Source organism: Stenotrophomonas sp. 704A1 (assembly GCF_030549525.1).
In the GTDB taxonomy this organism is placed as follows: domain Bacteria; phylum Pseudomonadota; class Gammaproteobacteria; order Xanthomonadales; family Xanthomonadaceae; genus Stenotrophomonas; species Stenotrophomonas tuberculopleuritidis.
In genome coordinates this window covers 3,000,515-3,026,826 of the sequence record NZ_CP130831.1, presented here as the reverse complement: position 1 = coordinate 3,026,826, position 26,312 = coordinate 3,000,515, and the positions used below count along the sequence as shown (strand labels likewise).

General features: G+C 67.7%; 27 protein-coding genes. 14 read left to right on the top strand and 13 right to left on the bottom strand.

All coding sequences use genetic code 11. From position 1 onward, the window contains the following. Window positions 1-22: 22 nt before the first annotated feature. Together Q5Z10_RS14145 and Q5Z10_RS14140 are read right to left on the bottom strand one after the other, a co-directional pair. Entirely contained in the window at window positions 23-472 is a 450-nt protein-coding gene (locus Q5Z10_RS14145; protein WP_108765615.1) for a carboxymuconolactone decarboxylase family protein, read from the bottom strand. A 36-nt stretch (window positions 473-508) separates the two neighbouring features. After that, window positions 509-1,405, bottom strand: coding sequence for an RNA polymerase sigma-70 factor (locus tag Q5Z10_RS14140; RefSeq protein ID WP_303636048.1), 897 nt, complete (start codon window positions 1,403-1,405; stop codon window positions 509-511). Between the two features lie 118 nt (window positions 1,406-1,523). On the opposite strand from Q5Z10_RS14140, the gene Q5Z10_RS14135 reads away from it, so the two are divergent. The 3 genes from Q5Z10_RS14135 to Q5Z10_RS14125 all read left to right on the top strand — a co-directional run bounded on the left by Q5Z10_RS14135 (window position 1,524) and on the right by Q5Z10_RS14125 (window position 4,214). Beyond that, the gene (locus Q5Z10_RS14135; protein ID WP_303636047.1) at window positions 1,524-3,041 is read left to right on the top strand and encodes a fumarate hydratase; all 1,518 of its coding nucleotides are present in this window, start codon (window positions 1,524-1,526) and stop codon (window positions 3,039-3,041) included. Between the two features lie 148 nt (window positions 3,042-3,189). Continuing rightward, window positions 3,190-3,522 (top strand): hypothetical protein, encoded by a 333-nt coding sequence (locus tag Q5Z10_RS14130; RefSeq protein WP_303636046.1) that lies wholly within the window; start codon window positions 3,190-3,192, stop codon window positions 3,520-3,522. Between the two features lie 56 nt (window positions 3,523-3,578). After that, entirely contained in the window at window positions 3,579-4,214 is a 636-nt protein-coding gene (locus Q5Z10_RS14125; RefSeq protein WP_303636045.1) for a glutathione S-transferase family protein, read from the top strand. Window positions 4,215-4,261: 47 nt separating this feature from the next. Here the strand turns inward: Q5Z10_RS14125 and arsC are convergent, their stop codons facing one another. The 3 genes from arsC to Q5Z10_RS14110 all read right to left on the bottom strand — a co-directional run bounded on the left by arsC (window position 4,262) and on the right by Q5Z10_RS14110 (window position 6,364). Beyond that, the gene (gene arsC, locus Q5Z10_RS14120) at window positions 4,262-4,603 is read right to left on the bottom strand and encodes an arsenate reductase (glutaredoxin) (protein ID WP_303636044.1); all 342 of its coding nucleotides are present in this window, start codon (window positions 4,601-4,603) and stop codon (window positions 4,262-4,264) included. Continuing rightward, window positions 4,603-5,757, bottom strand: a complete 1,155-nt coding sequence (locus Q5Z10_RS14115; protein WP_303636043.1) for a phospholipase A — start codon at window positions 5,755-5,757, stop codon at window positions 4,603-4,605. Before Q5Z10_RS14115 ends, arsC begins: the two co-directional genes overlap by 1 nt. A gap of 121 nt (window positions 5,758-5,878) precedes the next feature. Then, window positions 5,879-6,364: a DUF456 domain-containing protein gene (locus Q5Z10_RS14110; protein WP_303636042.1), complete on the bottom strand. Its 486-nt coding sequence runs from the start codon at window positions 6,362-6,364 to the stop codon at window positions 5,879-5,881. A 235-nt stretch (window positions 6,365-6,599) separates the two neighbouring features. Here Q5Z10_RS14110 and Q5Z10_RS14105 point away from each other — a divergent pair, with 235 nt between their 5' ends. After that, window positions 6,600-6,809 carry a cold-shock protein gene (locus Q5Z10_RS14105; RefSeq protein WP_049455859.1) on the top strand — a complete coding sequence of 70 codons (210 nt, stop codon included), beginning with the start codon at window positions 6,600-6,602 and terminating at the stop codon, window positions 6,807-6,809. A gap of 73 nt (window positions 6,810-6,882) precedes the next feature. On the opposite strand, the gene Q5Z10_RS14100 is transcribed toward Q5Z10_RS14105, so the two are convergent. Together Q5Z10_RS14100 and Q5Z10_RS14095 are read right to left on the bottom strand one after the other, a co-directional pair. Then, window positions 6,883-7,377 (bottom strand): glycine zipper 2TM domain-containing protein, encoded by a 495-nt coding sequence (locus Q5Z10_RS14100; protein WP_053516924.1) that lies wholly within the window; start codon window positions 7,375-7,377, stop codon window positions 6,883-6,885. A gap of 130 nt (window positions 7,378-7,507) precedes the next feature. Further along, window positions 7,508-7,942 carry a hypothetical protein gene (locus tag Q5Z10_RS14095; RefSeq protein WP_303636041.1) on the bottom strand — a complete coding sequence of 145 codons (435 nt, stop codon included), beginning with the start codon at window positions 7,940-7,942 and terminating at the stop codon, window positions 7,508-7,510. A gap of 78 nt (window positions 7,943-8,020) precedes the next feature. Here Q5Z10_RS14095 and Q5Z10_RS14090 point away from each other — a divergent pair, with 78 nt between their 5' ends. After that, window positions 8,021-8,848: a tRNA threonylcarbamoyladenosine dehydratase gene (locus tag Q5Z10_RS14090; RefSeq protein WP_303636040.1), complete on the top strand. Its 828-nt coding sequence runs from the start codon at window positions 8,021-8,023 to the stop codon at window positions 8,846-8,848. Between the two features lie 32 nt (window positions 8,849-8,880). Here Q5Z10_RS14090 and Q5Z10_RS14085 read toward each other — a convergent pair whose 3' ends face one another. Further along, window positions 8,881-9,651, bottom strand: coding sequence for a TatD family hydrolase (locus tag Q5Z10_RS14085; RefSeq protein WP_303636039.1), 771 nt, complete (start codon window positions 9,649-9,651; stop codon window positions 8,881-8,883). Then, window positions 9,648-9,863 (bottom strand): DUF6116 family protein, encoded by a 216-nt coding sequence (locus Q5Z10_RS14080; protein WP_303636038.1) that lies wholly within the window; start codon window positions 9,861-9,863, stop codon window positions 9,648-9,650. The genes Q5Z10_RS14085 and Q5Z10_RS14080 overlap by 4 nt, the downstream gene beginning before the upstream one ends. Before the next feature lie 173 nt (window positions 9,864-10,036). Here Q5Z10_RS14080 and Q5Z10_RS14075 point away from each other — a divergent pair, with 173 nt between their 5' ends. The 9 genes from Q5Z10_RS14075 to Q5Z10_RS14035 all read left to right on the top strand — a co-directional run bounded on the left by Q5Z10_RS14075 (window position 10,037) and on the right by Q5Z10_RS14035 (window position 19,537). Further along, window positions 10,037-10,876 carry a glycine zipper 2TM domain-containing protein gene (locus tag Q5Z10_RS14075; protein ID WP_303636037.1) on the top strand — a complete coding sequence of 280 codons (840 nt, stop codon included), beginning with the start codon at window positions 10,037-10,039 and terminating at the stop codon, window positions 10,874-10,876. A 146-nt stretch (window positions 10,877-11,022) separates the two neighbouring features. Further along, entirely contained in the window at window positions 11,023-11,565 is a 543-nt protein-coding gene (locus Q5Z10_RS14070; RefSeq protein WP_303636036.1) for a GNAT family N-acetyltransferase, read from the top strand. 97 nt (window positions 11,566-11,662) lie between these two features. Further along, the gene (locus tag Q5Z10_RS14065) at window positions 11,663-12,319 is read left to right on the top strand and encodes a glutathione S-transferase family protein (RefSeq protein ID WP_303636035.1); all 657 of its coding nucleotides are present in this window, start codon (window positions 11,663-11,665) and stop codon (window positions 12,317-12,319) included. A 62-nt stretch (window positions 12,320-12,381) separates the two neighbouring features. Next, entirely contained in the window at window positions 12,382-14,661 is a 2,280-nt protein-coding gene (locus Q5Z10_RS14060; RefSeq protein ID WP_303636034.1) for a thiamine pyrophosphate-dependent enzyme, read from the top strand. A gap of 3 nt (window positions 14,662-14,664) precedes the next feature. Next, window positions 14,665-16,608, top strand: coding sequence for an asparagine synthase (glutamine-hydrolyzing) (gene asnB, locus Q5Z10_RS14055; protein ID WP_303636033.1), 1,944 nt, complete (start codon window positions 14,665-14,667; stop codon window positions 16,606-16,608). A gap of 66 nt (window positions 16,609-16,674) precedes the next feature. Beyond that, window positions 16,675-17,235: an NADPH-dependent FMN reductase gene (locus Q5Z10_RS14050; RefSeq protein WP_303636032.1), complete on the top strand. Its 561-nt coding sequence runs from the start codon at window positions 16,675-16,677 to the stop codon at window positions 17,233-17,235. A 216-nt stretch (window positions 17,236-17,451) separates the two neighbouring features. Next, on the top strand, window positions 17,452-18,888 hold the full coding sequence (locus Q5Z10_RS14045) for a replicative DNA helicase (RefSeq protein ID WP_303636031.1): 1,437 nt from the start codon (window positions 17,452-17,454) through the stop codon (window positions 18,886-18,888). A 200-nt stretch (window positions 18,889-19,088) separates the two neighbouring features. Further along, a complete protein-coding gene (locus Q5Z10_RS14040) occupies window positions 19,089-19,301 on the top strand; it encodes a hypothetical protein (RefSeq protein ID WP_303636030.1) in 213 nt (70 codons plus the stop codon). After that, the gene (locus tag Q5Z10_RS14035) at window positions 19,298-19,537 is read left to right on the top strand and encodes a hypothetical protein (protein ID WP_303636029.1); all 240 of its coding nucleotides are present in this window, start codon (window positions 19,298-19,300) and stop codon (window positions 19,535-19,537) included. Before Q5Z10_RS14040 ends, Q5Z10_RS14035 begins: the two co-directional genes overlap by 4 nt. A gap of 110 nt (window positions 19,538-19,647) precedes the next feature. Here the strand turns inward: Q5Z10_RS14035 and lpdA are convergent, their stop codons facing one another. The 4 genes from lpdA to Q5Z10_RS14015 all read right to left on the bottom strand — a co-directional run bounded on the left by lpdA (window position 19,648) and on the right by Q5Z10_RS14015 (window position 26,305). Continuing rightward, window positions 19,648-21,084, bottom strand: a complete 1,437-nt coding sequence (gene lpdA, locus Q5Z10_RS14030) for a dihydrolipoyl dehydrogenase (RefSeq protein ID WP_303636028.1) — start codon at window positions 21,082-21,084, stop codon at window positions 19,648-19,650. Window positions 21,085-21,145: 61 nt separating this feature from the next. Beyond that, entirely contained in the window at window positions 21,146-22,351 is a 1,206-nt protein-coding gene (sucB, locus tag Q5Z10_RS14025; RefSeq protein WP_303636027.1) for a dihydrolipoyllysine-residue succinyltransferase, read from the bottom strand. 39 nt (window positions 22,352-22,390) lie between these two features. After that, entirely contained in the window at window positions 22,391-25,222 is a 2,832-nt protein-coding gene (locus Q5Z10_RS14020; protein WP_303636026.1) for a 2-oxoglutarate dehydrogenase E1 component, read from the bottom strand. A 186-nt stretch (window positions 25,223-25,408) separates the two neighbouring features. Further along, window positions 25,409-26,305, bottom strand: coding sequence for a GNAT family N-acetyltransferase (locus Q5Z10_RS14015; RefSeq protein WP_303636025.1), 897 nt, complete (start codon window positions 26,303-26,305; stop codon window positions 25,409-25,411). Between the last annotated feature and the right edge of the window lie 7 nt (window positions 26,306-26,312).

Here is a 26,312-nt window from a genome sequence, read left to right as displayed (position 1 = left end):
CCAGGCACTGTCAACGAAGCGCTCAGGGCAGCGGCGGCAGCAGCCCGGCGCCCAGCCGGTTCCAGGCATTGATGACCGCGATGCCCATGCTCAGGTCGCTGATGCCCTTCTCGTCGAAATGCGGTGCCAGCGCATCGAACGCCGCCTGCGACGGCGCGCCGTCGGTCAGCCGGGTCAGTGCCTCGGCCCAGCCCAGCGCCGCACGCTCGCGTGCATCGAAGAAGCGGCTTTCATGCCAGGCCGGAAGGGTATCGAGCTTGCGCGGCTCGATGCCGCCCTTGCGCAGCGCGGTGCCGTGCATGTCCATGCAGTAGCCACAGCCGTTGAGCTGGGACACGCGCAGGAACAGCAGTTCCATCAACGTCGGGTCGATCGAGCTGTCATGCACCGCCTTGCTGGTGGCCAGCAGGCCCTTGAAGGCGTCGGCAGCCAGGCGGGTATAGGGAACGCGGGGAGAGGCGTGGTCGGACATGTTCGGCTCCACGGCGGCCACGGTGGCCGCCTTTCACTACCAGGACGCCGTGCCGTCCACGTTCGTGACAGTCCCCGGCAGTTTTTCCGGATTGAGCACGCTGTACACATGGGCGATGCGGCCATCGACCACCTCGATGGTGGTGATCGAGTGCAGACGGTCGCCAGCGAAGCGCAGGATCGCCGGTTCGCCGTTGACCCGCCCCAGCCGGGCGGTATGGCCGAGCTGCCGGCGCGCGATGGCCCAGAACAGGCGGCCGATGCGCTCGGCGCCCAGCAGCGGGCGCACCGCCGCGGTGACCACGCCGCCGCCGTCGGAGACCAGGCGCGCATTGGCGTGCAGCAGCGCCTGGATGGCCTCGCTGTCGCCTCGCTGGGTGGCGTCCATGAAGCGCGCCAGCAGTTGCCGGTGCTGGCCGGCATCGGCGTTGAAGCGTGGCCGTCCGGCCTGCAGGCGCTGTTTCGCCCGGTGCACCAGCTGCCGGCAGTTGGCCTCGCTGTGGCCGAGCAGCTGGGCGATCTCCCGGTACTCGTGGTCGAACGCTTCCTTCAGCAGGAAGGCGGCGCGTTCCTCGGGGCCGAGCTGTTCGAGCAGGGTCAGGAAAGCCACCGACACCTCATCGGCGCGGGCATGGGCCAGGGCGGGGTCATTGGACGGTTCAGGCTCCAGGCTGACCGCCAGCGGTTCGGCCAGCCACGGGCCGACGTAGTGCACGCGCTCGCGCTTGGCCGCGCGCAGCCGGTCCAGGCCCAGCCGGGTGGTGGTGGTGATCAGCCAGGCCTCGGGGTCGGCGACGGCCGCGGCGTCCACGCCGGACCAGCGCAGCCAGGCATCCTGGACCACGTCCTCGGCATCGCTGCGGCTGCCCAGCAGGCGGTAGGCCAGCGCCATCAGGCGCGGGCGGTGGGTATGGAAGGCGGTTTCGGCGTTCATGTCGGCAAGGACGCCACGGCGGGCAGGCGTGTGACACGACTGTACAACGGCACCCCCGGCGACGGAGGGGGTAAAATGGGCGGATTACCCCCGCCAGCCTTCAGCAAGCGAGCATTCCGTGACATCGATCAAGCAGGAAGACCTCATCCAGTCCGTCGCCGACGCGCTGCAGTACATCTCGTACTACCACCCGGTCGACTACATCAAGAACCTTGCCGCCGCCTACGAGCGCGAGGAGTCGCCGGCCGCGAAGGAAGCGATGGCCCAGATCCTGATCAATTCGCGGATGTGCGCCGAAGGTCACCGCCCGATCTGCCAGGACACCGGCATCGTCACCGTGTTCCTGGAAATCGGCATGGACGTGCGCTGGGACGACGCGACCATGGGCGTGGAGGACATGGCCAACGAGGGCATCCGTCGCGCCTACCTGCACCCGGACAACAAGCTGCGCGCCTCGGTGCTGGCCGATCCGGCCGGCAAGCGCACCAATACCAGGGACAACACCCCGGGCGTGGTCAACGTCAAGGTGGTGCCGGGCAACACGGTCGATGTGATCGTCGCCGCCAAGGGCGGTGGTTCCGAAGCGAAGACCAAGTTCGCCATGCTCAACCCGTCCGACTCCATCGTCGACTGGGTGCTGAAGACCGTGCCGACCATGGGCGCCGGCTGGTGCCCGCCGGGCATGCTCGGCATCGGCATCGGCGGCACCGCTGAAAAGGCGATGCTGCTGGCCAAGGAAGCGCTGATGGAGCCGATCGACATCACCGAACTGCAGGCCCGTGGTGCGTCCAACCGCATTGAAGAACTGCGCCTGGAGCTGTACGAGAAGGTCAACGCGCTGGGCATCGGTGCGCAGGGCCTGGGCGGCCTGACCACCGTGCTGGACATCAAGATCAACGACTACCCGACCCATGCGGCCAACCTGCCGGTGGCGATGATCCCCAACTGCGCGGCCACCCGCCATGCGCACTTCACCCTGGATGGCAGCGGCCCGGTGATGCTGGACCCGCCGTCGCTGGAAGACTGGCCGAAGCTCACCTACGACGCGTCCAAGGGCACCCGCGTGGACCTGGACACGATCACCCCGGAGGACGTGGCCAACTGGAAGCCGGGCCAGACCTTGCTGCTCAACGGCAAGCTGCTGACCGGCCGCGACGCGGCGCACAAGCGCATGGTCGACATGCTCAACAAGGGTGAGGAACTGCCGGTCGACCTGAAGGGCCGCTTCATCTACTACGTCGGCCCGGTCGATCCGGTGCGTGACGAAGTGGTGGGCCCGGCGGGCCCGACCACCGCTACCCGCATGGACAAGTTCACCGAGCAGGTTCTGGCGCAGACCGGCCTGCTGGGCATGGTCGGCAAGGCCGAGCGCGGTCCGGCGGCGATCGAGGCGATCAAGAAGCACAAGTCGGCCTACCTGATGGCCGTCGGTGGTTCGGCCTACCTGGTGTCCAAGGCGATCAAGGCGGCCAAGGTCGTCGGCTTCGCCGACCTGGGCATGGAAGCGATCTACGAGTTCACGGTGCAGGACATGCCGGTGACCGTGGCCGTCGATTCCACCGGCGAATCGGTGCACAGGACCGGTCCGCGCGAGTGGCAGGCCCGCATCGGCAAGATTCCGGTGGTGGTGGAGTAATTCCTCCCGTTCCGGTGCAGGCAACGGCGCCCCTGTGGCGCCGTTGTCGTGTGCAGAGCGGTACGGCAACGGCGCCACAGGGGCACCGGTGCCTGCACGGGCAACCGCGCTCTGCTAGGGTCGGCACACCCCACCACTGGATGTGCCCATGTGCCTGCATCGATCCCTCGTGGTTGTGTTCCTGCTGGTCCTGGCCGCCTGCAGCACAACGTCCTCCCATGAAGGTGCCGGTTTCTCCGCTGGCGCGCAGTGCCGCATGCAGTGCCAGGCCGGCTATCGCAGCTGCATGGCGCGGGACACCACGGGCGGCAGCCGCCAGGCCAGCTGTGAACAGCAGGTGGCACCGGACCGGCGCTGCAGGGACATCCAGCATCCCGAGCTGCGCCGTTCCTGCGAGCTGAAGGCACACGACTGCACGATGCGGGCACCGATGATGGGCTGCGGCGAACAGCGCGATACCTGCGTGAGCAGCTGCGGCTGACGCACGCGCGGATACACCGCGCATAATCGGCGGATTCCCTGCACAGGATCCGCTGCATGCGTACCACTCTGTATGGCTCCCCCAGCACGGCGTCACTGGTGGTGCATTGGCTGCTGATCGAGCTGGGTCTTGACCACGACCTGGTCCTGCTCGACTTCGGCACGCGCGAGCACAAATCAGCCGACTACCTGGCACTGAATCCGGCCGGCCGGGTGCCGACCCTGCTGATCGACGGTCAGGTGCTGACCGAGGCGGCGGCGATCGCCCTGTACCTGGCTGATCGCCATCCGCAGGCGGGGCTGCTGCCGGCGGTGGGGACGCCCGCCCGTGGCGAGGCGTACCGCTGGATGTTCTGGTGCGCCAATACCGTGCAGCCGGCCTACCGTGCCTGGTTCTATGCCGATGAAACAGCGGGAGGGCAGTGCATCGACGCCGTGCGCGAGGCGGCGCGGCAGCAGCTGGAAGCGGCCTGGCAGCAGCTGGACACACACCTGCAGGCGGCAGGCCCCTACGTGCTGGGCGATGCGCCGACCGTGGTCGATTTCATGCTGGTGATGCTGATGCGCTGGTCGCGCAACATGCCCACGCCCAGCGACCAGTGGCCGCAGCTGAAGGCCCATGCCCAGCGGCTGAAGGCGCGCCCGGCCTTTGCCGAGGTCTACCGCCGCGAAGGCATCACCGACTGGCTGTGATCACCGGTGCGCCGCCCTTGACTGACACAGCCGGGCCTGGCCCGGCACTACAGGATCTCCAGCACCGTCTCCGGCGGCCGGCACAGGCGGGTGCCCTTGGCGGTGCGCACCAGCGGGCGGTTGATCAACCGCGGGTGCCCGGCCATGGCCGCCAGCAGGGTCGCCTCGTCGGCGTCGTGCAGGCCCAGCTCGCTGAACTCGGCCTCCTTGCTGCGTACCAGCGCCTGCGCAGTGAGTCCGGACTCGGCCAGCACCTGGCGCAGCGTCGCCACATCCGGCGGCGTGCCGAGATAGTCGATGACCTCCGGCTCGATGCCGGCATCACGGATCAACGCGAGCGCCCCGCGCGAATTGCTGCATGCCGGGTTGTGCCAGATCGTCACCGCCATCAGAACCACTCCAGCAGGGACACGCCCACACCCACGTAGGTGGCCTTGTGGTTGTAGTCGATCAGGCTTTCGCCGTACCCGTCGAATACCTGCACGTGGCCGCGCAGCAGGTTGCTGATCGGGAAGCCGTAGTCCAGCTGCAGGGCGCCGTGCGAGCGATCGCCGGTACGCAGCGAGTGACGTGCCATCAGCGATATCTCATGGCCCTTGTGGTTCCAGGTCAGGGTCGCGTCGCCGCGGCCCATGTAGTCCTCGATGTCCGGGTTGTTGTCATCGCTGCGGGACTCGGGAATGCGGTACCAGGGGCGCAGCACCAGCGCCCAGTTCTCGCGGTCCAGGCCGATGTTGAGCATCACCCGGTTCCAGCTGCGCGACAGCGGATCGGCGCGGCCGTTGGACTGGTGGTTCAGGGCGATGCCGGTCATGCGTCCGCGCCAGCCACCGATCGAGTAGCCGTTGCGGAACACCATCATCACTTCCGGCTCGTAATTGGTTTCGCGGAACGGGCGCGAATCCTCGCCGTTGTAGGCCTGCCAGCGCGAGCTCTGGGTGTAGCCGGCCCAGATGTCGCCGTTGTCGCCGAACAGGTTCTCGGCGATCTTGGTCTTGAAGCTGATCTGGAACTTCAGTTCGGCACTGTCCAGCACCTGCGGCGTGGTGACCGTGTTGGCCGGGTTCGGCGAATGCGGGGTGGTGTTGCGGTCACTGGTCCAGAACGCGGGCAACAGGTACACCGGCTTGTAGGCGCGCAGCTGGAACGGACCCAGCTTGGAGTCCTCGGCCAGCTCCCAGCGGCTGTCCAGCAGCGAGCCGCGGCCGGCATTGGCCAACGCGCTGTCCGGCCGTGCCGGGCGGAACAGGTCGCCGACGCGTTCGCGCAGCTTTTCCTCGCCCTGGCTCAGGCGCGTGGTCTGGCGTTGCTCGCGACGGGCCTGCGCGGCGGCTTCGGCTGCAGCATCGGCCTCGGCCGTGGTGGCTGCGGTGCGTCCGAACTGGCGGTCATAGCAGGCCAGGCGCGCGGCATCGGTGCTGATCGCCGCACAGGCGGCCGGCGAGGCCTCCGGACTCGGCGCGAATTCCTGGGCGGCCAGCGGGGCACTGGCCAGGGCCAGCGCCAGCGGCGCCAGTCGGGGAAGCAGGGTGGGCAGGGTCATTGCAGCAGGCCCTTCAAGGTGAATGCGGAGGAGAGGCACAGTGTGGCGGCTGCGCCGGGTGACGGCCAGCCCCGGGGAGTTATGCCCGGCGCCGGTGTGCCCGCAGCGTGAAGGCGGTCGCTCACAGGAACCAGGCGAAGGCGAACAGGCCCAGCATGGCGATCACCACGGCCAGCTTCAGCGCCAGACCGAGCAGGATGCCGAGCCAGGTGGCCAGCCCGACCCGGGTTGATCGGCCGAGTTCGCGGGTGTGCCAGTACTCACCCAGCAGCGCACCGATCAGCGGCCCGGCAAACAGCCCGATCGGCATGAAGAACAGGCCGACGATGCTGCCGATGAAGGTTCCCCACAATGCCTTGCGGCTGGCGCCCACGCGCTTGGCGCCGACCACTGTGGCCAGCACGTCGACCGCCAGCGACAGCGCGGTGAGCGCGCCAAGCAGCAGCAGCGTCGGCCAGCCGACATGGGTGAAGCCGTCGCCCCAGGCCGCCAGCACCAGGCCGACGAACACCAGCGGGATGCCGGGCAGGGCCGGCAGGACGATACCGGCGATGCCGATCAGGACAAAAATGACCGCTAGCAGATACAAGATGAATGAGAGGTCCATGCTGTCCAGTATGGTGGGCTTTTTGGGGTTGACAGTGAAAGATTTTGCCAGTTGCTTTTTCGTTTTGGTCGAGTTAAGTTGCAGTCGCTGAGCTTGGCAAGGTCACCGTGGATCGTGGCCTGATGAAGCAAGATCGTTCCGATCCGCTGCATCGATGCACCTCGCTTCCCCCTTGCTTGTCAGCCGCCGAACAGGCGTATCCAACAACAAGAGAGAGTCAAAGGGAGTTAGTGAGATGGCTGATCGCGAGACCGGTACCGTAAAGTGGTTCAATGATGCAAAGGGCTTCGGCTTCATCAGCCGGCAGAATGGCGAGGACGTGTTCGTGCACTTCCGCGCCATCGAGACCCAGGGCTTCAAGAGCCTCAAGGAAGGCCAGTCGGTGACCTTCGAAGTCGTGCAGGGCCAGAAGGGCCTGCAGGCTGACAAGGTGCAGCCGGCGTAATACCTGCCGCCCGTCGGCATGAAAAAGGCCCGCGCAAGCGGGCCTTTTTTTATCCGGCGTGGCCCGCCCGGGTTCAGCGCAGGATCACCCGGCCGTTGACCACGCGCACGTAGGTGTTCTCGCGGATGCCGCCCAGGTCACGCTGGTTGACCACGATGGTGCGGCCATCGTCCATGCGCACGCTGATGTCGTAGGTATCGCTGGTCACGTTCTTCTGGATCTGGTTGCCGGCCAGTGCACCACCCACGGCGCCCGCGGCGGCGGCGATGTTCTTGTTGCCGCGGCTGCCACCGGTATGGTCGGAGATCTCATGGCCGGCCACGGCACCGACGATGCCGCCGAGAATCGCGCCGGTGGCGCTGGGCGCGGTGCGGCCGGACTGCACCGTGTTGATGCGGGTGACGATGCCGCAGTCGGCGCAGCGGCCCTGGTTGTAGCCGGAATTGTTGCCGTAGCCGCCGTTGTTGTAGCCATTGTTGTAACCACCGCCACCATAGCCGGGCGAGGTGGCACAGCCTGCCAGGGCGAGGGTTGCGATGGCGCTGGCAGCGATGAGCTGGATCTTCATGGGGCGTCTCCTGGCCGTGAAGGCGGGTGCGTTGGGTGGTACTGCGTCATGCAGCAGGGTGGACGAATCGTCCTCTTTCCAACGTGAACAAGGCGCCAACCGCGCCGCCCCTCGCCCACTGAAAGATGAATCAGCGGAAGTCCTGGTGGCAGGCGCGGCAGTCGTCCTGCAGCACCTGCACGCGCCGCGCAAGGGCAGGACAGTCGGCGGGCGCGGCCGTGAGCGCCGCATCGAGATGCGCGCGGTAGCGGCGGGCATGTTCCTGGAAACGGGTGTTGTCCTTCAGCCCGGGGAATGCCAGGTCCAGCTCATTGGAGAGCAGGCGCAGGGCCTGCAGGCGCGGCGTGCTGTCCACCCGGCTGCAGCGGTCCTGCTGCTGTGCCCGCTGCAGCAGCGCGGCCTGGTGCTGCATGACCTGCATCAGGCTGTCCGGGAACGGATCGCGGCGCGCCTGCAGCGCACGCAGCGCCATCACCGTGGCGATCCCCCCGACCAGCAGGCCCAGGGCCAGTACGAACAGGTAGCGGTAGGCGGCAGAGGGCGGGCCGGGCGGGCGGGCATTCATGGCGGGCTCCAGGCGTGCAACGAAGGGTTTGGCGCCGGTGCACTGCGGTCACCGCGGCCTGCACGCTAAAATAGCCGCATGAATGAACAGGTCAAACAACGCTTCGCCGGCATCGAACGGCTGTATGGCGTCGGCGCCCTTGAGCGCCTGCAGAAAAGTCGCGTGGCGGTGGTCGGCATGGGCGGCGTCGGTTCGTGGGTGGTGGAGGCACTGGCCCGTTCAGCGGTCGGCCACCTCGCCCTGATCGATGCCGATGACATCTGCGTGTCCAACACCAACCGCCAGCTGCCCGCGATGGAAGGCAACTATGGGCGCAACAAGGCCGAGGCGATGGCCGAGCGCTGCCGGGCGATCAATCCGCAGATCGAGGTCGATGCCGTGCAGGCGTTCCTGACGCCGGCCAACATGGCCGACCTGCTGGACCGTGGCTTCGATCTGGTGATCGATGCCTGTGACAGCTTCCGGGTCAAGGTCGAGACGATCGCCTGGTGCCGCCGCCGCAAGCTGCCGCTGCTGACCGTGGGCGCAGCCGGCGGCCGCACCGACCCGACCCTGGTGCGCATCCGCGATGTCTCGCGCACCGAGCATGATGCGATGCTGGCGCTGATCCGCAAGAAGCTGCGCAGTGAATTCAACTTCCCCAAGAACGCCAAGCGCTACTTCGGCGTGCCGGCGGTGTATTCGCTGGAGAACGTGAAGTATCCGCAGGCCGATGGCAGTGTCTGTGGCCTGCGCCCGGATCTCGGCGCCGATGCGGCGCTGAAGCTGGATTGCGGTGCGGGCCTGGGCGCGGCCACGCACATCACCGGTGCGTTCGCGTTTGCTGCCGTCGGCAAGGCGCTGGAGATGCTGCTGGCGCCGAAGAAGGTCAAGGCTGAAGAGGCCGAGGTCCCGGCAGGCGCGTGAGGGGCGCGCCGGGCACGGCCCGGCGCTACCGGTCAGGTGGGCAGGTTGAACAGGCGCCGCGCATTCTCCGTGGTCGCCCGCGCCACCGCCTCCACCTCGATGCCACGCAGAGCGGCGACATGGCCGGCAATGACCGCCAGCCGTGCCGGTTCGTTGCGTTGCCCACGGATGCCGGCATCGGGTTGATCCGGTGCGTCGGTCTCCAGCAGCAGCTGCTCCAGCGGCATCTCCCGCACGAGGCGCTGCAGTCGCTGGGCGCGGTCGTAGGTCAGCGGGCCGCCCAGGCCCAGCAGGAATCCCTGGCGGTGCAGCTGGGCCGCCTGTTCGGGGCTGCCGGAGAAGCTGTGCACCACACCGCGCAGGCCACCGATGGCACGGATCGCGGCGATCACCGCATCCACCGCGCGGCGCGCGTGGACGATCACCGGCAGGTCGAATTCGCGCGCCAGTTTCAGCTGCCCCACGAAGTAGTCCTGCTGTGCCTGCGCATCCAGGCCGTCCACGAAGAAGTCCAGCCCGCATTCGCCGATGGCACACGGGCGCTCGCGGTCGATCCAGTCGCGCAGCTGCGGCAGGTGCGCCGGGTGGTGCTCGGCCAGGAACATCGGGTGCAGGCCATAGGCCGGGTGCAGCCCGGACGCCTGGCGGCAGACCTCGCGCAGCCCGGGCCAGCTGGCGGCGGTGACCGCAGGGACCACCTGCGCGTGCACGCCCGCCGCCCGCGCGCGCTCGATCACCGCCGCACGATCGCCATCGAACGCGCCCGCGTCCAGGTGGCAGTGGCTGTCGATCAGTCCGCTCAACGCTGCTCCAGCGGTGGCGGGCTGACCGCGTTGCGGCTCTTCCAGTTAGCCAGCAGCAGCGTTCCCAGGCCCAGCATCAGTTCGTCGACGAACGGAATCGGATCGGGGATGAACAAGGTGAGTGCGAACAGGCCGGCAGTCAGCTTGAACAGGGTGGGGTAGCGCAGCCGGCGTGCCCATTGCAGTACCGGCAGCAGCATCGGGTTGGCCATGGCGGTCTCCTGCGACCATGCGTTGGGGGAACCTGCAAACGCTACCACGGACCGAGTGTTTCCCCTTGCTGAATGGGTTACGCCAGCGAGCAGGAAATGTGGAGATTCCGTTCAGGCAGGCCATGCTGCAATCTGGTCCGAGAACGTTGCGGACGGTCCGCAAGGAGCAGGTCATGAAAAGCACAACAACAACTGTCCTGGTCGCAGCGGGCGCGCTGCTGGTCGGCGGTATCGCCACCGCCGCCTTCATGAAGAGTGGCAACACGGCGCCTGAGCAGCTTGGCGCCGCCAACCCGGGTGAATCGCGCCTGGCCGATGACAATGCCACCGATGACGGTGCCCGGGGCAACGCGCTGGATGCCAGCGCGCCGCGTGGCCTGGAATACGCCGACGTGCTGAAGGTCGATCCGATCACCGAGAAGCAGAAGGCCTATGCCACCGTGATCGGTACCGACCCGGTGCGCGAGACCTCCACCACCCAGACGCCGCACGAAGTGTGCCAGGACGTGGTGGTGCAGGAGCGCCTGCCCGAACGTGACGGCAATGTCGGCGGCACCGTGGTCGGCGCCGTGGTCGGTGGCCTGCTCGGCAACCAGGTGGGCGGTGGCAACGGCAGGAAGGCCGCCACCGCCGCCGGCGCCGTGGCCGGTGGCTTGATCGGCAACCAGGTGGACAAGCGCCACGTCGGTGGCCGCGTGGTCAACCGTACCGAGCGCCAGTGCCACACCGAAACCGCGACCTCCGAATCGAGCCGGGTCACCGGCTACAACGTGACCTACCGCAACGAAGACGGCACCACCGGCACCATGCGGATGGGCAGCAAGCCGGGTAACCGCATCGCCATGGGTACCAGCGACGTGGTCAAGGGTTACAACGTGACCTACCGCTACGACGGCGCCGAGAAGACCGTGCGCATGGACAACAAGCCGGCCAGCGATCGCCTGCCGGTGGTGGACGGTCAGCTGGTCACGCAGACCGCCGCGGCCGATGGTGCCTCGGCCAGCCGCCAGTAAGGCAGTCCCTGCAGCATGCATCGAACAGGCCGGCATCCGCCGGCCTGTTTCGTTTCCGCGATCCGCCGGCAACCGCCGTGCGCAGGCAGGGCACGCGCGCGCGGATCGGCGATGATGGTGGACCACTTTCCTCCGGGGACACCCGCATGAGCATCTTCGACCTGCGCCTCGAAACCGAACGCCTGATCCTGCGCCCGCCGCAGCGGCAGGACTACGAGCCGTACCTGGCGTTCTGCGCTGACGAGCAGGTGATGCGCACGCTGGGGGGCGTACAGGCGCCATCGGTGGCCTGGCGTAGCTTCTGCAGCCTGGCCGGCGCGTGGCAGCTGTTCGGCTTTTCGATGTTCAGCGTGATCGAAAAGTCCAGCGGGCACTGGGTCGGCCGGATGGGACCCTGGCAGCCCCAGGACTGGCCCGGGACCGAGGTCGGCTGGAGCATCCGCCGCGCCAGCTGGGGCCAGGGCTATGCACCTGAAGCCGCCAGGGCCGCCATCGACTGGGCGTTCGACACCCTCGGCTGGGAGGAAGTGATCCACACCATCGCCGAGGACAACGACAACTCCAGGGCGGTCGCGCGCAAGCTGGGCAGCACGCTGCTGCGCATGGCGCCACTGCCGCCGCCCTACGAGGGCAAGCCGCTGCAGGTCTGGGGCCAGACGCGGGCGCAATGGCAGCAGCGCCCGCGCTGACCGCGGCGAGCACACATGCTGCACCCGCGCTTGGCAGCGGCCGCTGCGCTTGCCAGACTGCGCGCAGCCGGTCGCCGGCCGGAATCGGGAGCAGGCAATGACGGAAGAGCGGATCGCGCTGACGGTGCACGGCATGTCGGTCTCGGGCAATTGCCACAAGGTGCGGCTGCTGCTGGAGCAGCTTGGCAGCCGTTATCGCTGGGTGGAGGTGGACAGTGCGCATGGCCAGACCCACACCCCCGAATTCCTGGCGCTCAACCCCAATGCCAAGGTCCCGCTGATCGTGCGCGACGATGGCCGGGTGCTGACCGAATCCAATGCGATCCTGTTCTGGCTGGCCGAAGGCACGCCGTACCTGCCGGCCGATGGCTGGGAGCGCGCGCAGGCGTTGAGCTGGATGTTCTTCGAGCAGTACACGCATGAGCCCTGCGTGGCGGTGGCCCGCTTCATCCGCGGCTGGACCCCTGCCGATTCGCCGCGCCGCGCCGAACTGCCACGCCTGCACGAACGTGCCGCCAGTGCGCTGGCCGTGATGGAGCAGCACCTGCGCCAAGCGCCTTGGTTCACCGGCAGTGGCTACGGCATCGCCGACATCGCGCTGTTTGCCTATACCGATGTGGCAGGCGAGGGCGGCATCCGCCTGGACCCCTTCCCGGAGGTGCGTGGCTGGTTGCAGCGCGTGCGGGAGCAACCCCGCTTTCTGCCGATGCCGGCGGTGACCGCCGAGGTGCGCACGCGCTTCGAGGCCGCGTGAATCGCGCAGGGTAGCGCCGGGGCGTGCCCGGCCGAATGCAACAACGACACGGAGGGTGTTCGATGTTCGCTGTGGTTCCCGATCCCATTCCCGCACGGATGCGTGCGCTCAACCGTGCCGAGGTGTGCGACGCCAACTTCCTTGAGGCGATACGCAGCTGGTGCGGGCTGCCGCGGCCGCGGCCGGCACCGGAAGCGCCGATCCTGCCGGGCAGCACGCTGACCGCGGCGGCCTTTGGCGAGCTGTTCGAATCGCAACTGGCCAGCCGCCAGCTCGACCTGATGGCGCGCGTGCTGCGCGTACAGAACAAGGTCTTCTACACCATCGGCTCGTCAGGCCACGAAGGCAACGCGCTGCTGGCGCGCGCGTGCCGGCATACCGACCCGGCCTTCCTGCATTATCGTTCCGGCGCCTTCATGGCCGAACGGGCGCGGCAGGTGCCCGGCATGGATCCGGTGCGCGATGCTGCCCTGTCCTTCGCCGCCAGTGCCGACGACCCGGCCAGTGGTGGCCGGCACAAGGTGTGGGGCAGCAAGCCGCTGTGGGTGCTGCCGCAGACCTCGACGATCGCTTCGCACCTGCCCAAGGCGGTAGGCACTGCGCTGGCCATCGAGAGTGGTCGGCGCCTGAGCCAGCCCCTGCCCATACCTGCGGACAGCATCGTGCTGTGTTCCTTCGGCGACGCCTCGGCCAACCATGCCACCGCCCAGACCGCGTTCAATACCGCGATGTGGTCGGCCTACCAGAAGCTGCCGGTGCCGATCCTGTTCGTCTGCGAGGACAACGGCCTTGGCATTTCGGTGAAGACCCCCGATGGCTGGATCGCCGAACGCTTCAGCCGCCAGCCGGGCCTGGACTATTTCCATGCCGACGGCCTGGACCTGGCGGCCGGCCACGCGCAGGTGCAGGCCGCGGTGGAACACTGCCGGCGCCTGCGCCGGCCGACCTTCCTGCACCTGCGCACCACGCGGTTGATGGGGCACGCCGGTACCGATTTCGAAGTGGAATGGCGGGCCCTGGCCGAGCTGTGCGCAGCCGAGGCACAGGACCCGTTGCTGCGCTCGGCGCAGATCGCGCTGGAGTCGGGCTGGATGGACGCGGCGATGATCGAAGCGGCCTACGAGGACCTGCGCGCGCGCTGCATGGCCGCCGCCGCCGCCGCCGATGCGCGGCCGAAGCTGCAGACGCTGCAGGAAGTCACCACGCCGCTGGCCCCGTACACGCCGGCAGCGGTGCAGGCCGAAGCCGAGCGCATCGCTGCGGCCGATGCGCGCCAGGCGCTGTATGGCGGTGCCGATGCGCTGCCGGAACGGCAACCGCCGCGGCATCTGGCGGTACAGATCAACCACGCCCTGCAGGAACTGCTGGGCAAGTACCCGCAGGCCCTGCTGTTCGGCGAGGACGTGGCGCAGAAGGGCGGCGTGTACACGGTCACCAGGGATCTGCTGCGCCGGTTCGGGCCGCGCCGGGTGTTCAACACCCTGCTGGACGAGACGATGATCCTGGGCATGGCGCAAGGCCTGGCCAACCTGGGGCTGCTGCCGATTCCGGAAATCCAGTACCTGGCGTACCTGCACAATGCCATCGACCAGCTGCGCGGCGAGGCCTGTTCGCTGCAGTTCTTCTCCAACGACCAGTTCCGCAACCCGATGCTGGTGCGGGTGGCCGGGCTCGGGTACCAGAAGGGCTTCGGCGGCCACTTCCACAACGACAACTCGATCACTGCGCTGCGTGACATCCCCGGACTGGTGGTCGGCTGCCCGTCGCGCGGCGACGATGCGGTGATGATGCTGCGCACCCTGGCGGCGCTGGCCCGGGTGGATGGTCGCGTGGCGGTGTTCCTGGAGCCCATCGCCCTGTACATGACCAAGGATCTGCACGCATCCGGGGATGGCCAGTGGCTGTTCGACTACCCGCCTCCAGGGCAGGCGCTGGTGCTGGGCGAGGGCAGGGTGTATGCGCCCGACGCGGGCGACCTGGTCATCTTCACCTACGGCAACGGGGTGCCGATGGCACTGCGCGCGGCGGTCGGCATCGAGCAGCAGCTGGGCTGGCAGGTACGCGTGGTCGACCTGCGCTGGCTGGTGCCGCTGGATAGCGGTTTCATCGCGGCCCAGGCCGCCACCGCGCAACGGGTGCTGGTGCTGGACGAGGGGCGCCGCAGCGGTGGGGTGGGCGAGGGCGTGGTCACCGCGCTGGTCGAGGCCGGCCACGGCCATCTGCCATTGCGCCGGGTCTGTGGTGCCGATACCTACACACCGTTGGCAGGGGCAGCAATGTTCGGGCTTCCAAGCGACAATGCGGTGATTGGCGCCGCCCTCGACCTGGCGCAGGAACCCTGATGCATGTGTGGATTGGCAGGTATGTTGTTGCCGGCGGCGCAGACGCCGGCCGAGGTCCTGCAGGCGCAGGCGCTGGCCATGGGCCAGGCGCTGCACCACCGCGGGCCGGATGATGGCGGAACCTGGGTCGATGCGGCTGCCGGCATCGCGCTGGCGCACCGGCGCCTGAGCATCCTCGACCTGTCGCCGCTGGGCCACCAGCCGATGGCATCGGCGGATGGCCGTTACGTGATGGCCTACAACGGCGAGGTGTACAACTTCGCGGCGCTGCGTGCCGAACTGGAGCCGCTGGGGCATGCGTTCCGTGGCCATTCCGATACCGAGGTGCTGCTGGCTGCGTTCCTGCAGTGGGGCGTCGAGGAGACCCTGCAGCGTGCCAACGGCATGTTCGCCATCGCGCTGTGGGATCGCCAGCAGCACTGCCTGTGGCTGGCCCGCGACCGGGTCGGCAAGAAGCCGCTGTACTACGGCTGGGCCGGTGACACGCTGGTGTTCGGTTCGGAGCTGAAGGCGCTGTGGCAGCACCCGGCGTTCGACAACGACATCGATCGCGACGCACTGACCCTGCTGCTGCGGCTGGACTATATTCCCGCGCCACACAGCATCCACCAGCGCTGCTACAAGCTGATGCCCGGGCGCGTGCTGCGGCTGGATGCCGCGGCGGTGGCGGCCGGCGCGAGCGCGCATCGCCCGGAACAGGCGCAGCGGCCCTACTGGGATGCGCGCGCGCGCATGCAGGCCGCGCTGGCCACGCCGTTCCAGGGCCGTATCGAGGAGGCCGAGGAGCAGCTTGATGGCCTGCTGCGCGATGCGGTGGCGCTGCGCATGGTGGCCGACGTGCCGGTAGGTGTGTTCCTGTCCGGCGGCACCGACTCGTCACTGGTGGCGGCACTGATGCAGGCGCAGAGCGCGCAGCCGGTGCACAGTTTCAGCATCGGCTTCAGCGGCTCCCACCACGACGAAGCCCCGCTGGCCCGTGAACTGGCCACGCACCTGGGCTGCGACCACACCGAGCTGTATGTCAGCGGCGCCGATGCATTGGCGGTGGTGCCGCAGCTGCCAACGATGTTCGATGAGCCTTTCGCCGACGCCTCGCAGGTGCCGACCGCGCTGGTCGCGCGGCTGGCCCGGCAGGGCGTGACGGTGGCGTTGTCCGGCGATGGCGGTGATGAGCTGTTCTTCGGCTACACGCGCTATGTGCGTGCGCTGCGCAACTGGCAGATGCTGGGGCGGGTGCCGGCACCGTTGCGGCGCTGGATGGGCGCGCGTGCGCATCAGCAGGGCGAGGCGTCGCGCACCGGTGGCCTGGCTGCACTGCTGGCCGAAACCGGCGCGCGCGGCATCGGCGACGTGTATCGCAACCGCATTTCGCGCTGGCGCGATCCGGCCGCCGCGGTACCCGGAGCGCGCGAGGCCGGGAGCTTCTACGACCTGGCCGATCCGCTGCATGGTGCGGGAACCCCGGCCGACGCGATGATGCTGGCCGACTTCGTCAGTTACCTGCCCGATGACCTGCTGTGCAAGGTCGACCGCACCTCGATGGCGGTCAGCCTGGAAGCTCGCGCGCCGCTGCTGGACTGGCGCGTGGCCGAGTTTGCCTGGTCGCTGCCGCTGGGCTTCAAGCGCAGTGAGTCGACCAGCAAGGTACTGCTCAAGCGCGTGCTGGGCCGCTATGTACCGCAGGCGATGGTGCATCGCCCCAAGCGTGGTTTCGGTGCGCCGGTCAGCGAGTGGCTGAAGGGCGAGCTGCGGCCCTGGGCCGATGAGCTGTTGCAGCCTGCACGGCTGGAGCGCGAAGGCGTGCTGTCGGCGGCGGCGGTACAGCCGTTGTGGCAGCAGTTCCTCGGTGGCCAGCGCAAGTGGCACACGCACCTGTGGAACGTGCTGATGTTCCAGGCCTGGCAGGATCACTGGCGGCAGGTCCGGGCGGGCGTGGGGCGCGGCTGACCTTCACCGGTGCACAAGGCCGGGCCGACTAGGCTTGGTTTCCCGCACCGTGAGGAGTATGTCCCGATGTCCGTCCCCACCATTGCCGTGTTCGTCGGCAGCCTGCGCAAGGACTCGTGCAACCGCAAGCTGGCGCGTGCGCTGGAAACGCTGGCCGGCGACAAGGCCCGCTTCCAGTACGTGCAGATCGGCGACCTGCCGCTGTACGACCAGGATTTCGATGGCAGCTATCCGGCCCAGGGCACGCGCCTGAAGGACCAGGTGCGTGCCGCCGACGCGGTGCTGTTCGTCACCCCCGAGTACAACCGTTCGGTCCCCGGGGTGCTGAAGAATGCCATCGACATCGGCTCGCGGCCGTACGGCGACAGCGCGTTCGCCGGCAAGCCGGCGGCGGTGATCGGCGCCTCCATCGGCCAGATCGGCACGGCCGTGGCCCAGCAGCATCTGCGCAACAGCCTGGCCTTCCTGGACATGCACGTGCTGGGCCAGCCGGAGGCGTTCATCCATTTCAAGGAGGGCCTGATCGATGCCGACGGCACGATCCACAACGACGGCACCCGCGACTTCCTGCAGGGCTATGTGGACAGGTTCCTGACCCTGATTGGCGTACACGCCAAGGGCGATTGACGACGCCTGCGGCGCTGTCACCCTTCTGCGATAATGGTCGGCTGCGGGCGTCGCACTGGCGCCCGTCGCAGGTGATGCGACGCCTCCGTGCCAGTCTGGTCATGCCCCGGCGGATATCCCCCGTTCTTCCACGGCTTATCCACAGGGTTGTCCATGGTCGCGAGGGTCGGCGCATGCCTACACTCGTCTGGCCCCTTCAGCAGGAAACACCGCAGCATGTCCGCCCGTCCCGGCTTCCGTTCCAACCGCAGAGAGCGCGGCGATGGCTTCGAACGCGATCGCGATCGCGATGAATCGCGTATCGACCAGCTGCGGGTGCCGCCGCACTCGGTGGAAGCCGAACAGGCGGTGCTGGGGGGCCTGATGCTGGCCCCGGAAGCCTACGACCGGGTCAACGACCAGTTGACCGAGGGCGACTTCTACCGCCGTGACCACCAGATGATCTACCGCGCGATCCGCGAGCTGTCCGAGCGCGAGCGCCCGTTCGATGCGGTGACCCTGGGCGAGTGGTTCGAATCGCAGGGCCGGATGGAGCTGGTCGGCGACGGTGCCTACCTGATCGAACTGGCCAGTACCACGCCGTCGGCCGCGAACATCGTGGCCTACGCCGAGATCGTGCGCGACAAGGCGGTGCTGCGGCAGCTGATCCAGGTCGGCACCGACATCGTCAACGATGGTTTCCAGCCCGAAGGACGTGACAGCAGCGAGCTGCTGTCGGCCGCGGAAAAGAGCGTGTTCGCCATTGCCGAGCAGGGCGCCCGCGGACGTACCGACTTCGTGGCGATGCCGGGCGCGCTGAAGGATGCCTTCGAGGAACTGCGCAACCGCTTCGAGAACGGCGGCAACATCACCGGCCTGCCGACCGGCTACACCGATTTCGATGCGATGACCGCCGGCCTGCAGCCGACCGACCTGATCATCCTGGCCGCACGCCCGGCGATGGGCAAGACCACCTTCGCGCTGAACATCGCCGAGTACGCGGCGATCAAGTCGAAGAAGGGCGTGGCGGTGTTCTCGATGGAAATGTCCGCATCGCAGCTGGCGATGCGCCTGATTTCCTCCAACGGCCGCATCAACGCCCAGCGCCTGCGTACCGGCCAGCTGGAAGACGAGGACTGGAGCCGGGTCACCAGCGCGATCAAGATGCTGAAGGAAACCAAGATCTTCATCGACGATACGCCGGGCGTGTCGCCGGAGATCCTGCGCTCGAAGTGCCGCCGCCTGAAGCGCGAGCACGACCTGGGCCTGATCGTGATCGACTACCTGCAGCTGATGAGCGTGCCGGGCAACAGCGAGAACCGCGCCACCGAGATCTCCGAGATCTCGCGATCGCTGAAGGGCCTGGCCAAGGAACTGAACGTGCCGGTGATCGCGCTGTCGCAGCTCAACCGGTCGCTGGAAACGCGAACCGACAAGCGCCCGGTGATGGCCGACCTGCGCGAATCGGGCGCCATCGAGCAGGACGCGGACATGATCGTGTTCATCTACCGCGACGACTACTACAACAAGGAAAATTCGCCGGACAAGGGCCTGGCCGAGATCATCATCGGCAAGCACCGTGGTGGCCCCACCGGTTCGTGCAAGCTGAAGTTCTTCGGCGAATACACCCGTTTCGACAACCTGGCCCACGATTCGGTCGGTTCGTTCGAATAACGCCGCAGGCGTTGCGGTAGCGCCGGGCCATGCCCGGCGGCTTCTCCACCGCCGCCGCCACGGTAGCGCCGGGCCATGCCCGGCGGCTGTCCCCGGGCTTTCATCGCCCCCACCCCGGTTTCGTCGCAAACCGTTTGCGGCCGGGCGGGCCCGGCGGCAGGGTGGTTCCAGGCGGCAGGGTGCCGCCCAAGGAGACCGTCATGAAGACCCTGTTCGCGCTGGGCGTGTGGTGCCTGCTGTTCGTGCTGTGCTGGCCGTTGGCGCTGCTGGCCCTGATCGCCTGGCCGCTGGTCTGGCTGCTGAGCCTGCCGTTCCGCCTGGTCGGCATCACCTTCTCGGCGCTGTTCGCGTTCCTGCGTGCGCTGTTCATGCTGCCGGCGCGCCTGCTCGGCGGGGGGCCGGTGAGCGCATGAAGCCGCTTGCCAGCATGGCGTTGATGCTGCTGACGGCGGCACCGGCGTTCGCCACGCAGCCGCCCTCGGCCTACCTGGAACGCCAGCACGATGCCGGCCAGGCCGAGGCCAAGGCACCGGAGACGCCTGCGCCGAAGGAGCACTGCCGGGTGGTGAAGGAATGGAGGGTTGGCGAGACGGTGGTGCAGCACCGGATCTGTGACGATCCGCCGAAGAAGCCTGCCGGCGCGGTGTAGCGCCGGCCGACGCCCGGCAGCTTCTGCAGGGCAGGCAGCCAACAAAAAACCCCGCCAGGGCGGGGTTTTTCGTTGCTCCAGTCCGCCAGGCGGGCCCGGCAGCGACCGGATCAGTTCGCCTTGTGGATGGCGCGCTTGCTGACCGCCATCGCCGCGTCGTGGATCACTTCCGACAGCGACGGGTGGGCGTGGCAGATGCGGGCCAGGTCATCGGCCGAACCGCTGAACTCCATGGTCAGCACGCCTTCGTGGACCAGCTCGGAGACGTTGGCGCCGACCAGGTGCATGCCGAGGATGCGATCGGTTTCGGCATGGGCCAGGATCTTCACGAAGCCTGCCGGCTCGATCATCGCCACGGCGCGACCGTTGGCGGCGAACGGGAAGCTGCCGGCCTTGTACGGAATGCCCTCGGCCTTCAGCTGGGCCTCGGTCTTGCCGACCCACGCCAGTTCCGGCTCGGTGTAGATGACCCACGGGATGGTGTCGAAGTTGACGTGGCCCGGCAGGCCGGCGATCAGTTCGGCCACCGCGATGCCTTCCTCGAAGCCCTTGTGCGCCAGCATCGGGCCGCGCACGCAGTCACCGACCGCCCACACGCCATCGACGCCGGTGTGGCAGTGCGCGTCGACTTCGATCTGGCCACGCTCGTTGACCTTCACGCCGGTGCCTTCGGCCAGCAGGCCCTTGGTGGCGGCGCGACGGCCGACGGCCACCAGCAGCTTGTCCACGGTCAGGGTCTTTTCGCCTTCGCTGTCGGTATAGGTGACAACGACTTCCTTCTTCTTGCCCTTGCCGGTGATCTCGGTCTTGGAGACCTTGGCGCCCAGGCGGATGTCCAGGCCCTGCTTCTTGAATTCCTTGGCAGCGGTCTTGGCCACTTCGGCGTCGGCCACGGCCAGGAACTCCGGCAGTGCTTCCAGGATGGTCACTTCAGCGCCCAGGCGCTTCCACACGCTGCCCAGTTCCAGGCCGATCACGCCGGCGCCGATCACCGCCAGGCGGTTCGGCACTTCGGTGAAGTCCAGGCCGCCGACGTTGTCGACGATGGTTTCGCCGTCGAACTTGGCGAACGGCAGCTCGATCGAATCCGAACCGGCGGCGATGATGACGTTGGTGCCCTTCAGCTCGACTTCCGAACCGTCGTGCTGCTTCACCTTGACCACGTTGCCCGGCTGCAGTTCACCGAAACCGTAGTAGGTGGCGACCTTGTTGGCCTTGAACAGCATGGCGATGCCGCCGGTGAACTGCTTGACGATCTTGTCCTTGCGGCCAACCATCGCTTCGACGTCGATCTTGGCATCCTTGAAGCTGATGCCGTGGTCGCCAAAGATGTGGCCCATGTTCCAGAACTGGCGCGAGGAATCCAGCAGCGCCTTGGAGGGGATGCAGCCTACGCGCAGGCAGGTGCCGCCCAGCGCCGGCTTGCCGTCCTTGCCCAGCGCTGCGTCGATGCAGGCGGTCTTCAGGCCCAGCTGGGCGGCGCGGATGGCAGCGTGGTAACCGGCCGGGCCGGCACCGATGACGACGACGTCGAATTGTTCAGCCATTGAATTATTCCTTGATGCATTACCAGAACCCCTCCGCGCGGACGCGGAGGGGTGGGAGGTCTTACAGACCGAACAGCATGCGGCCCGGGTTTTCCAGCTGGTTCTTGATGTCCACCAGGAACTGCACCGAATCCTTGCCGTCGATGATGCGGTGGTCGTAGGACAGCGCCAGGTACATCATCGGCGCGATCACGACCTGGCCGTTCTGGGCGATCGGGCGCTCCTTGATGGCGTGCATGCCGAGGATGGCGCTCTGCGGCGGGTTGATGATCGGGGTCGACAGCAGCGAACCGAAGGTGCCGCCGTTGGTCACGGTGAAGGTGCCGCCCTGCAGCTCTTCCAGGCTCAGCTTGCCGTCACGGGCCTTCTTGGCGTAGTCGGCGATGGTCTTTTCGATGTCGGCGAACGACATGCGCTCGACGTTGCGCAGCACCGGCGTGACCAGGCCCTTCTCGGTCGACACGGCGATCGAGATGTCCGAGTAGCCGTGGTAGATGATGTCGTCGCCGTCGATCGAGGCGTTGACCAGCGGGAAGCGCTGCAGCGCGTTGGCGGCGGCCTTCACGAAGAAGCTCATGAAGCCGAGCTTGATGCCATGGGCCTTGACGAACTCGTCCTGCAGTTCCTTGCGCGCCGCCGACACCTTGGACAGGTCGACTTCGTTGAAGGTGGTCAGCATGGCGGTGGAGTTCTTCGACTCCATCAGGCGCTCGGCGATGCGCTTGCGGATGCGGGTCATCGGCACGCGTTCTTCCGGACGTGCGCCACCGGCCTTGCCGGCGCCGCCGTTGCGGGCGAAGTTGACGATGTCTTCCTTGGTGACCGCGCCGCGACGGCCGGTGCCGTCGACATCGGCCGGGTTCACGCCCTCGGTGATGGCGGTGAAGCGGGCGCCCGGCGGCAGGGTGTCGGCGGCCGACTTGGCAGCCGGGGCCGGCGCGGCAGCGGCAGCCGGAGCAGCAGCGGCCGGCGCGGCAGCGGGGGCCGGAGCAGCGGCTTCAGCGGCCGGAGCCGGGGCGGCGGCCACGGCGCCTTCCTCGATGATCGCCACGACCTGGCTGGAGGTGACGGTGTCGCCTTCCTTGAACTTGATTTCCTTGATCACGCCATCGACCGGCGACGGCACTTCCAGGACGACCTTGTCGGTTTCCAGGTCAAGCAGGTTTTCGTCGCGCTTGACGGCGTCGCCCACCTTCTTGTGCCAGGTGGCGATGGTGCCGTCGGCGACGGATTCGGGCAGTACCGGGGCTTTGACTTCGGTGGCCATGCGGGAGCTTCCTGGTTTGTCTTCTAAATAGGGGGAGAGTTATTCAGCGAACGAGTCGTTGAACGGGTTGACCAGCGCGTCGGCGACCAGCTGCTGCTGTTCGCGGACGTGGTCAGCCATGTGACCGGCAGCCGGCGAAGCCGAACGTGCGCGACCGGCGTAGTGCAGGTTCTGGCCATCGGCCAGGCAGAACTGCAGGTGGTGGCGGATCTGGTACCACGCGCCCTGGTTCTGCGGTTCTTCCTGCGTCCACACCACGTCGGTGGCCTTGCCGTACTTCTTCAGTTCGGCAGCCAGCAGCGCACGCGGGAACGGATACAGCTGCTCCACGCGGATGATCGCCACGTCGTCCTGGCCACGCTTGGTCTGGTCTTCCAGCAGGTCGTAGTAGACCTTGCCCGAGCACAGCACCACGCGCTTGACCTTCTTGGCATCGGCAGTGGCATCGCCGATCAGGTGCTGGAACTCGCCGTTGGCCAGCTCGTCCAGGGTCGACACGGCCAGCTTGTGGCGCAGCAGCGACTTGGGCGACATCACCACCAGCGGCTTGCGGGTGGTCAGGTGCTGCTGGCGGCGCAGCATGTGGAACGCCTGCGCCGGGGTCGACGGCACCACCACCAGCATGTTCTCCAGCGCGCACAGCTGCAGGAAGCGCTCCAGGCGCGCCGAGCTGTGTTCCGGACCCTGGCCTTCATAGCCGTGCGGCAGCAGCAGGGTCAGGCCGGAAATACGGCCCCACTTGGCTTCGCCGGCGGCGATGAACTGGTCGATCACCACCTGGGCGCCGTTGGCGAAGTCGCCGAACTGGCCTTCCCAGATGCACAGGGTGTTCGGATCGGTGGTGGAGAAGCCGTACTCGTAGGCCATCACCGCTTCTTCGCTCAGCAGCGAATCGATGACGGTGGCCTTTTCCGGCGAATCCACCAGCTGCCGCAGCGGCATGTAGTAGTTGTCGGTCTTCTGGTCGTGCAGGATCGCGTGGCGATGGGTGAACGTACCGCGGCCCACGTCCTGGCCGACCAGGCGCAGTGCATTGCCTTCGTCGAGCAGGGTGGCGTAGGCCAGGTTCTCGGCAAAGCCCCAGTCGCCCGGGATCTCGCCGGCGGCCATCTTGCGGCGGTCGTCGTAGACCTTGGCCACGCGCGAGTGCAGCTGCACTTCTTCCGGAATGGTGTTGATCAGCTTGGCCAGCTCGACCAGGCGGCTCTTGTCGACCTGGGTCGACACCGGATCGGACAGCTTGCCTTCCAGCAGCTTCGGCCAGTCGACGAACAGCGGGCTGCTCGGCGGGGTCTTCTCGACCTTGGCCAGCTCGGTGGTCACTTCACCGGCATCCAGCTTCTCGCGGTAGGCATCGACCATCGCCTTGCCGGCGCCGGCGGCGATCACGCCGGCCTTTTCCAGCTGCTCGGCGTACATCTCGCGGGTGGTGGCGTGCTTGCGGATCACCTGGTACATCAGCGGCTGGGTGATCGCCGGTTCGTCGGCCTCGTTGTGGCCCCAGCGGCGGTAGCACATCAGGTCGATGACCACGTCCTTGGCGAACGTCTGGCGGAACTCGAAGGCCAGCTGTGCGGCGAACACCACCGCTTCGGGATCATCGCCGTTCACGTGCAGCACCGGGGCGGCGATCATCTTCGCCACGTCGGTGGCGTAGCGCGTGGAACGCGTATCCAGCGGGTTGGAGGTGGTGAAACCGACCTGGTTGTTGACCACGATGTGCACGGTGCCGCCGACGGCGAAGCCGCGGGCCTGCGACATCTGGAACAGCTCCATGACCACGCCCTGGCCGGAGAAGGCCGCGTCGCCGTGGATCAGGATCGGCATCACCTGCTTGCGCGCGGTGTCCTTGCGGCGCTCCTGGCGCGAACGCACGGAACCGGCCACCACCGGATCGGCGATTTCCAGGTGCGACGGGTTGAACGCCAGCGCCAGATGGACCGGGCCACCGTCGGTGGCGACGTCGGCCGAGAAGCCCATGTGGTACTTCACGTCGCCGGCCGAGGCATGCTCGTCGTGCTCGAACTTGCCTTCGAATTCGTCGAACAGCTTGCGCGGGTTCTTGCCCAGGGTGTTGACCAGCACGTTCAGGCGGCCACGGTGGGCCATGCCGATCACCACGTCCTTGACGCCATCCTTGCCGGCGCTGCGGATGATGGTGTCCATCATCGGGATCAGCGAGTCGCCGCCTTCCAGCGAGAAGCGCTTCTGGCCGACGTACTTGGTGTGCAGGTAGCGCTCCAGGCCTTCGGCGGCGGTGAGGCGCTCGAGGGTGCGGCGCTGGGTGTCAGCGTCCAGCTGGTAGTTGCCACCGGCCAGTTCCAGCTTCTTGTAGATCCACTGGCGCTGCTCGACCTCGGAGATGTGCATGAACTCCGCACCGATCGAGCCGGTGTAGGTCGCCTTCAGGCGCGCCAGCAGGTCGCGCAGCTTCATGCGCGGCTGGCCGCCCACGCCACCGGTGCTGAACTCCGTGTTGAGGTCGGCATCGGACAGGCTGTGGAAGGGCAGGCCCAGGTCCGGGGTGTTCACCGGAGCGGCCAGACCCAGCGGGTCCAGGCGGGCGTCGAGGTGACCGCGCGAACGGTAGGCGGTGATCAGACGACCGACATTGCGCTCACGCTCGTCGCCCGCACCCGTACCGGTGCCGGCTTTCAGCGCATCCTTGGCCGCGTCCGCAATGTGGGAGATGACGGCCGAGTGCGGGATGTCGCCTGCTTCACGGCCCTTGAAGCCGTCGAAGTAGGTTTTCCATTTGGGATCGACACTATCCGGGGAGACCAGGTACTGCTCGTACAGGTCCTCGACATAGGAGGCGTTGCCGCCGGCGAGTTGCGAAGATTGCGCAAACTGCTTCAGTTGATTGTCCACGATGGAGGGTGCTGATTCGCTTTGTGGGGTATGGCTTCAGAAGGACCCGGCAGGAAGATGAATAGCCATGCACGGGCGCGTTCAAACGGCCAAATTGTACCCCCATCCGGACAGGAAGGGGCAGCGCGGCGGGCATGCGGCGGCCCCCGGTGTCGTTCCCAGACAGGTTGGGCGGCGCGGCGGCGGTCAGATGCCGAGCGCGCGCAATTCGCTGCATTCGCGCGAACGGTCCCAGACGCGCTGCAATTGCTGCGCGAACGGCTGCGAACGTGCCGGTTGTGCGATCGCCGCTTCGCCGTCGAGGCGATGCCCGATCAGACGAAAGTAGAAGTCCCCCGCATCGTTGAGCAGGCAGGCCGAGGCCAGGGCGCGGTCGATCGGGTCGGCGACTTCGCGGAACTGGATCACACTGGGCAGGCGCTGGAACAGCGCCAGCAGGGGCGCACCGGCGCTGGCGATCGCCGCCGCGTCATGCACGATCACCCGCAGCTGCTTGTCGTGGCGGGCGGTGACGAAGCGGCGCAGGGCCGCCTGCACCGGCGCTGCGTCGAGCAGGCCCGGGTCGAGCTGGCGGCTGTGCAGCCACACGTGGCGGCGGGCGCGGTGGAGGATGGCGGTGGTGATCGCCACCGCCTCGGCGCGCGTGTCGATGACACTGGGCGACCCCAGCCGTCGCCGCATCTGCTGGTGGCCGATGCCGGCCTCCTCGAACACCTCGCCCTCGGGCAGGAAGCCCAGGCGGGCATAGAAGTCGCGGGCGGGCAACTGGGCATGCAGGTGCAGCTCGGCCAGGCCCAGCTGGCGTCCAGCCTGGACCAGGGCCTCCAGCAGCGCCTCACCGATGCCCTGGCTGCGATGGCTGGCCAGCACTGCCATGCGGCCGATGCGCCCGTCCGGGGCCAGCCGGCCGGTCCCGACCGGCTGCCCGCCGTCATCGACGGCCAGCACATGGGCACTGACCGGGTCCAGCGCATCGCGCTCCAGTTCGGCGGCGATGCCCTGTTCCTGCACGAACACGCGCTGGCGCACCGCGTGGATGGCGCGGTGGGCGTCGGCGTGGCTGACCTGCTGGACCCGGATCATGGTGATG

What these genes read in the sequence shown, in the direction of transcription:
- Q5Z10_RS14145 (WP_108765615.1), bottom strand. Translation starts at nt 472, where the DNA reads ATGTCCGACCACGCCTCTCCCCGCGTTCCCTATACCCGCCTGGCTGCC.
- Q5Z10_RS14140 (WP_303636048.1), bottom strand. Translation starts at nt 1,405, where the DNA reads ATGAACGCCGAAACCGCCTTCCATACCCACCGCCCGCGCCTGATGGCG.
- Q5Z10_RS14130 (WP_303636046.1), top strand. Translation starts at nt 3,190, where the DNA reads ATGTGCCTGCATCGATCCCTCGTGGTTGTGTTCCTGCTGGTCCTGGCC.
- Q5Z10_RS14125 (WP_303636045.1), top strand. Translation starts at nt 3,579, where the DNA reads ATGCGTACCACTCTGTATGGCTCCCCCAGCACGGCGTCACTGGTGGTG.
- arsC (WP_303636044.1), bottom strand. Translation starts at nt 4,603, where the DNA reads ATGGCGGTGACGATCTGGCACAACCCGGCATGCAGCAATTCGCGCGGG.
- Q5Z10_RS14115 (WP_303636043.1), bottom strand. Translation starts at nt 5,757, where the DNA reads ATGACCCTGCCCACCCTGCTTCCCCGACTGGCGCCGCTGGCGCTGGCC.
- Q5Z10_RS14110 (WP_303636042.1), bottom strand. Translation starts at nt 6,364, where the DNA reads ATGGACCTCTCATTCATCTTGTATCTGCTAGCGGTCATTTTTGTCCTG.
- Q5Z10_RS14105 (WP_049455859.1), top strand. Translation starts at nt 6,600, where the DNA reads ATGGCTGATCGCGAGACCGGTACCGTAAAGTGGTTCAATGATGCAAAG.
- Q5Z10_RS14100 (WP_053516924.1), bottom strand. Translation starts at nt 7,377, where the DNA reads ATGAAGATCCAGCTCATCGCTGCCAGCGCCATCGCAACCCTCGCCCTG.
- Q5Z10_RS14095 (WP_303636041.1), bottom strand. Translation starts at nt 7,942, where the DNA reads ATGAATGCCCGCCCGCCCGGCCCGCCCTCTGCCGCCTACCGCTACCTG.
- Q5Z10_RS14090 (WP_303636040.1), top strand. Translation starts at nt 8,021, where the DNA reads ATGAATGAACAGGTCAAACAACGCTTCGCCGGCATCGAACGGCTGTAT.
- Q5Z10_RS14080 (WP_303636038.1), bottom strand. Translation starts at nt 9,863, where the DNA reads ATGGCCAACCCGATGCTGCTGCCGGTACTGCAATGGGCACGCCGGCTG.
- Q5Z10_RS14075 (WP_303636037.1), top strand. Translation starts at nt 10,037, where the DNA reads ATGAAAAGCACAACAACAACTGTCCTGGTCGCAGCGGGCGCGCTGCTG.
- Q5Z10_RS14070 (WP_303636036.1), top strand. Translation starts at nt 11,023, where the DNA reads ATGAGCATCTTCGACCTGCGCCTCGAAACCGAACGCCTGATCCTGCGC.
- Q5Z10_RS14065 (WP_303636035.1), top strand. Translation starts at nt 11,663, where the DNA reads ATGACGGAAGAGCGGATCGCGCTGACGGTGCACGGCATGTCGGTCTCG.
- Q5Z10_RS14060 (WP_303636034.1), top strand. Translation starts at nt 12,382, where the DNA reads ATGTTCGCTGTGGTTCCCGATCCCATTCCCGCACGGATGCGTGCGCTC.
- asnB (WP_303636033.1), top strand. Translation starts at nt 14,665, where the DNA reads ATGTGTGGATTGGCAGGTATGTTGTTGCCGGCGGCGCAGACGCCGGCC.
- Q5Z10_RS14050 (WP_303636032.1), top strand. Translation starts at nt 16,675, where the DNA reads ATGTCCGTCCCCACCATTGCCGTGTTCGTCGGCAGCCTGCGCAAGGAC.
- Q5Z10_RS14045 (WP_303636031.1), top strand. Translation starts at nt 17,452, where the DNA reads ATGTCCGCCCGTCCCGGCTTCCGTTCCAACCGCAGAGAGCGCGGCGAT.
- Q5Z10_RS14040 (WP_303636030.1), top strand. Translation starts at nt 19,089, where the DNA reads ATGAAGACCCTGTTCGCGCTGGGCGTGTGGTGCCTGCTGTTCGTGCTG.
- Q5Z10_RS14035 (WP_303636029.1), top strand. Translation starts at nt 19,298, where the DNA reads ATGAAGCCGCTTGCCAGCATGGCGTTGATGCTGCTGACGGCGGCACCG.
- lpdA (WP_303636028.1), bottom strand. Translation starts at nt 21,084, where the DNA reads ATGGCTGAACAATTCGACGTCGTCGTCATCGGTGCCGGCCCGGCCGGT.
- sucB (WP_303636027.1), bottom strand. Translation starts at nt 22,351, where the DNA reads ATGGCCACCGAAGTCAAAGCCCCGGTACTGCCCGAATCCGTCGCCGAC.
- Q5Z10_RS14015 (WP_303636025.1), bottom strand. Translation starts at nt 26,305, where the DNA reads ATGATCCGGGTCCAGCAGGTCAGCCACGCCGACGCCCACCGCGCCATC.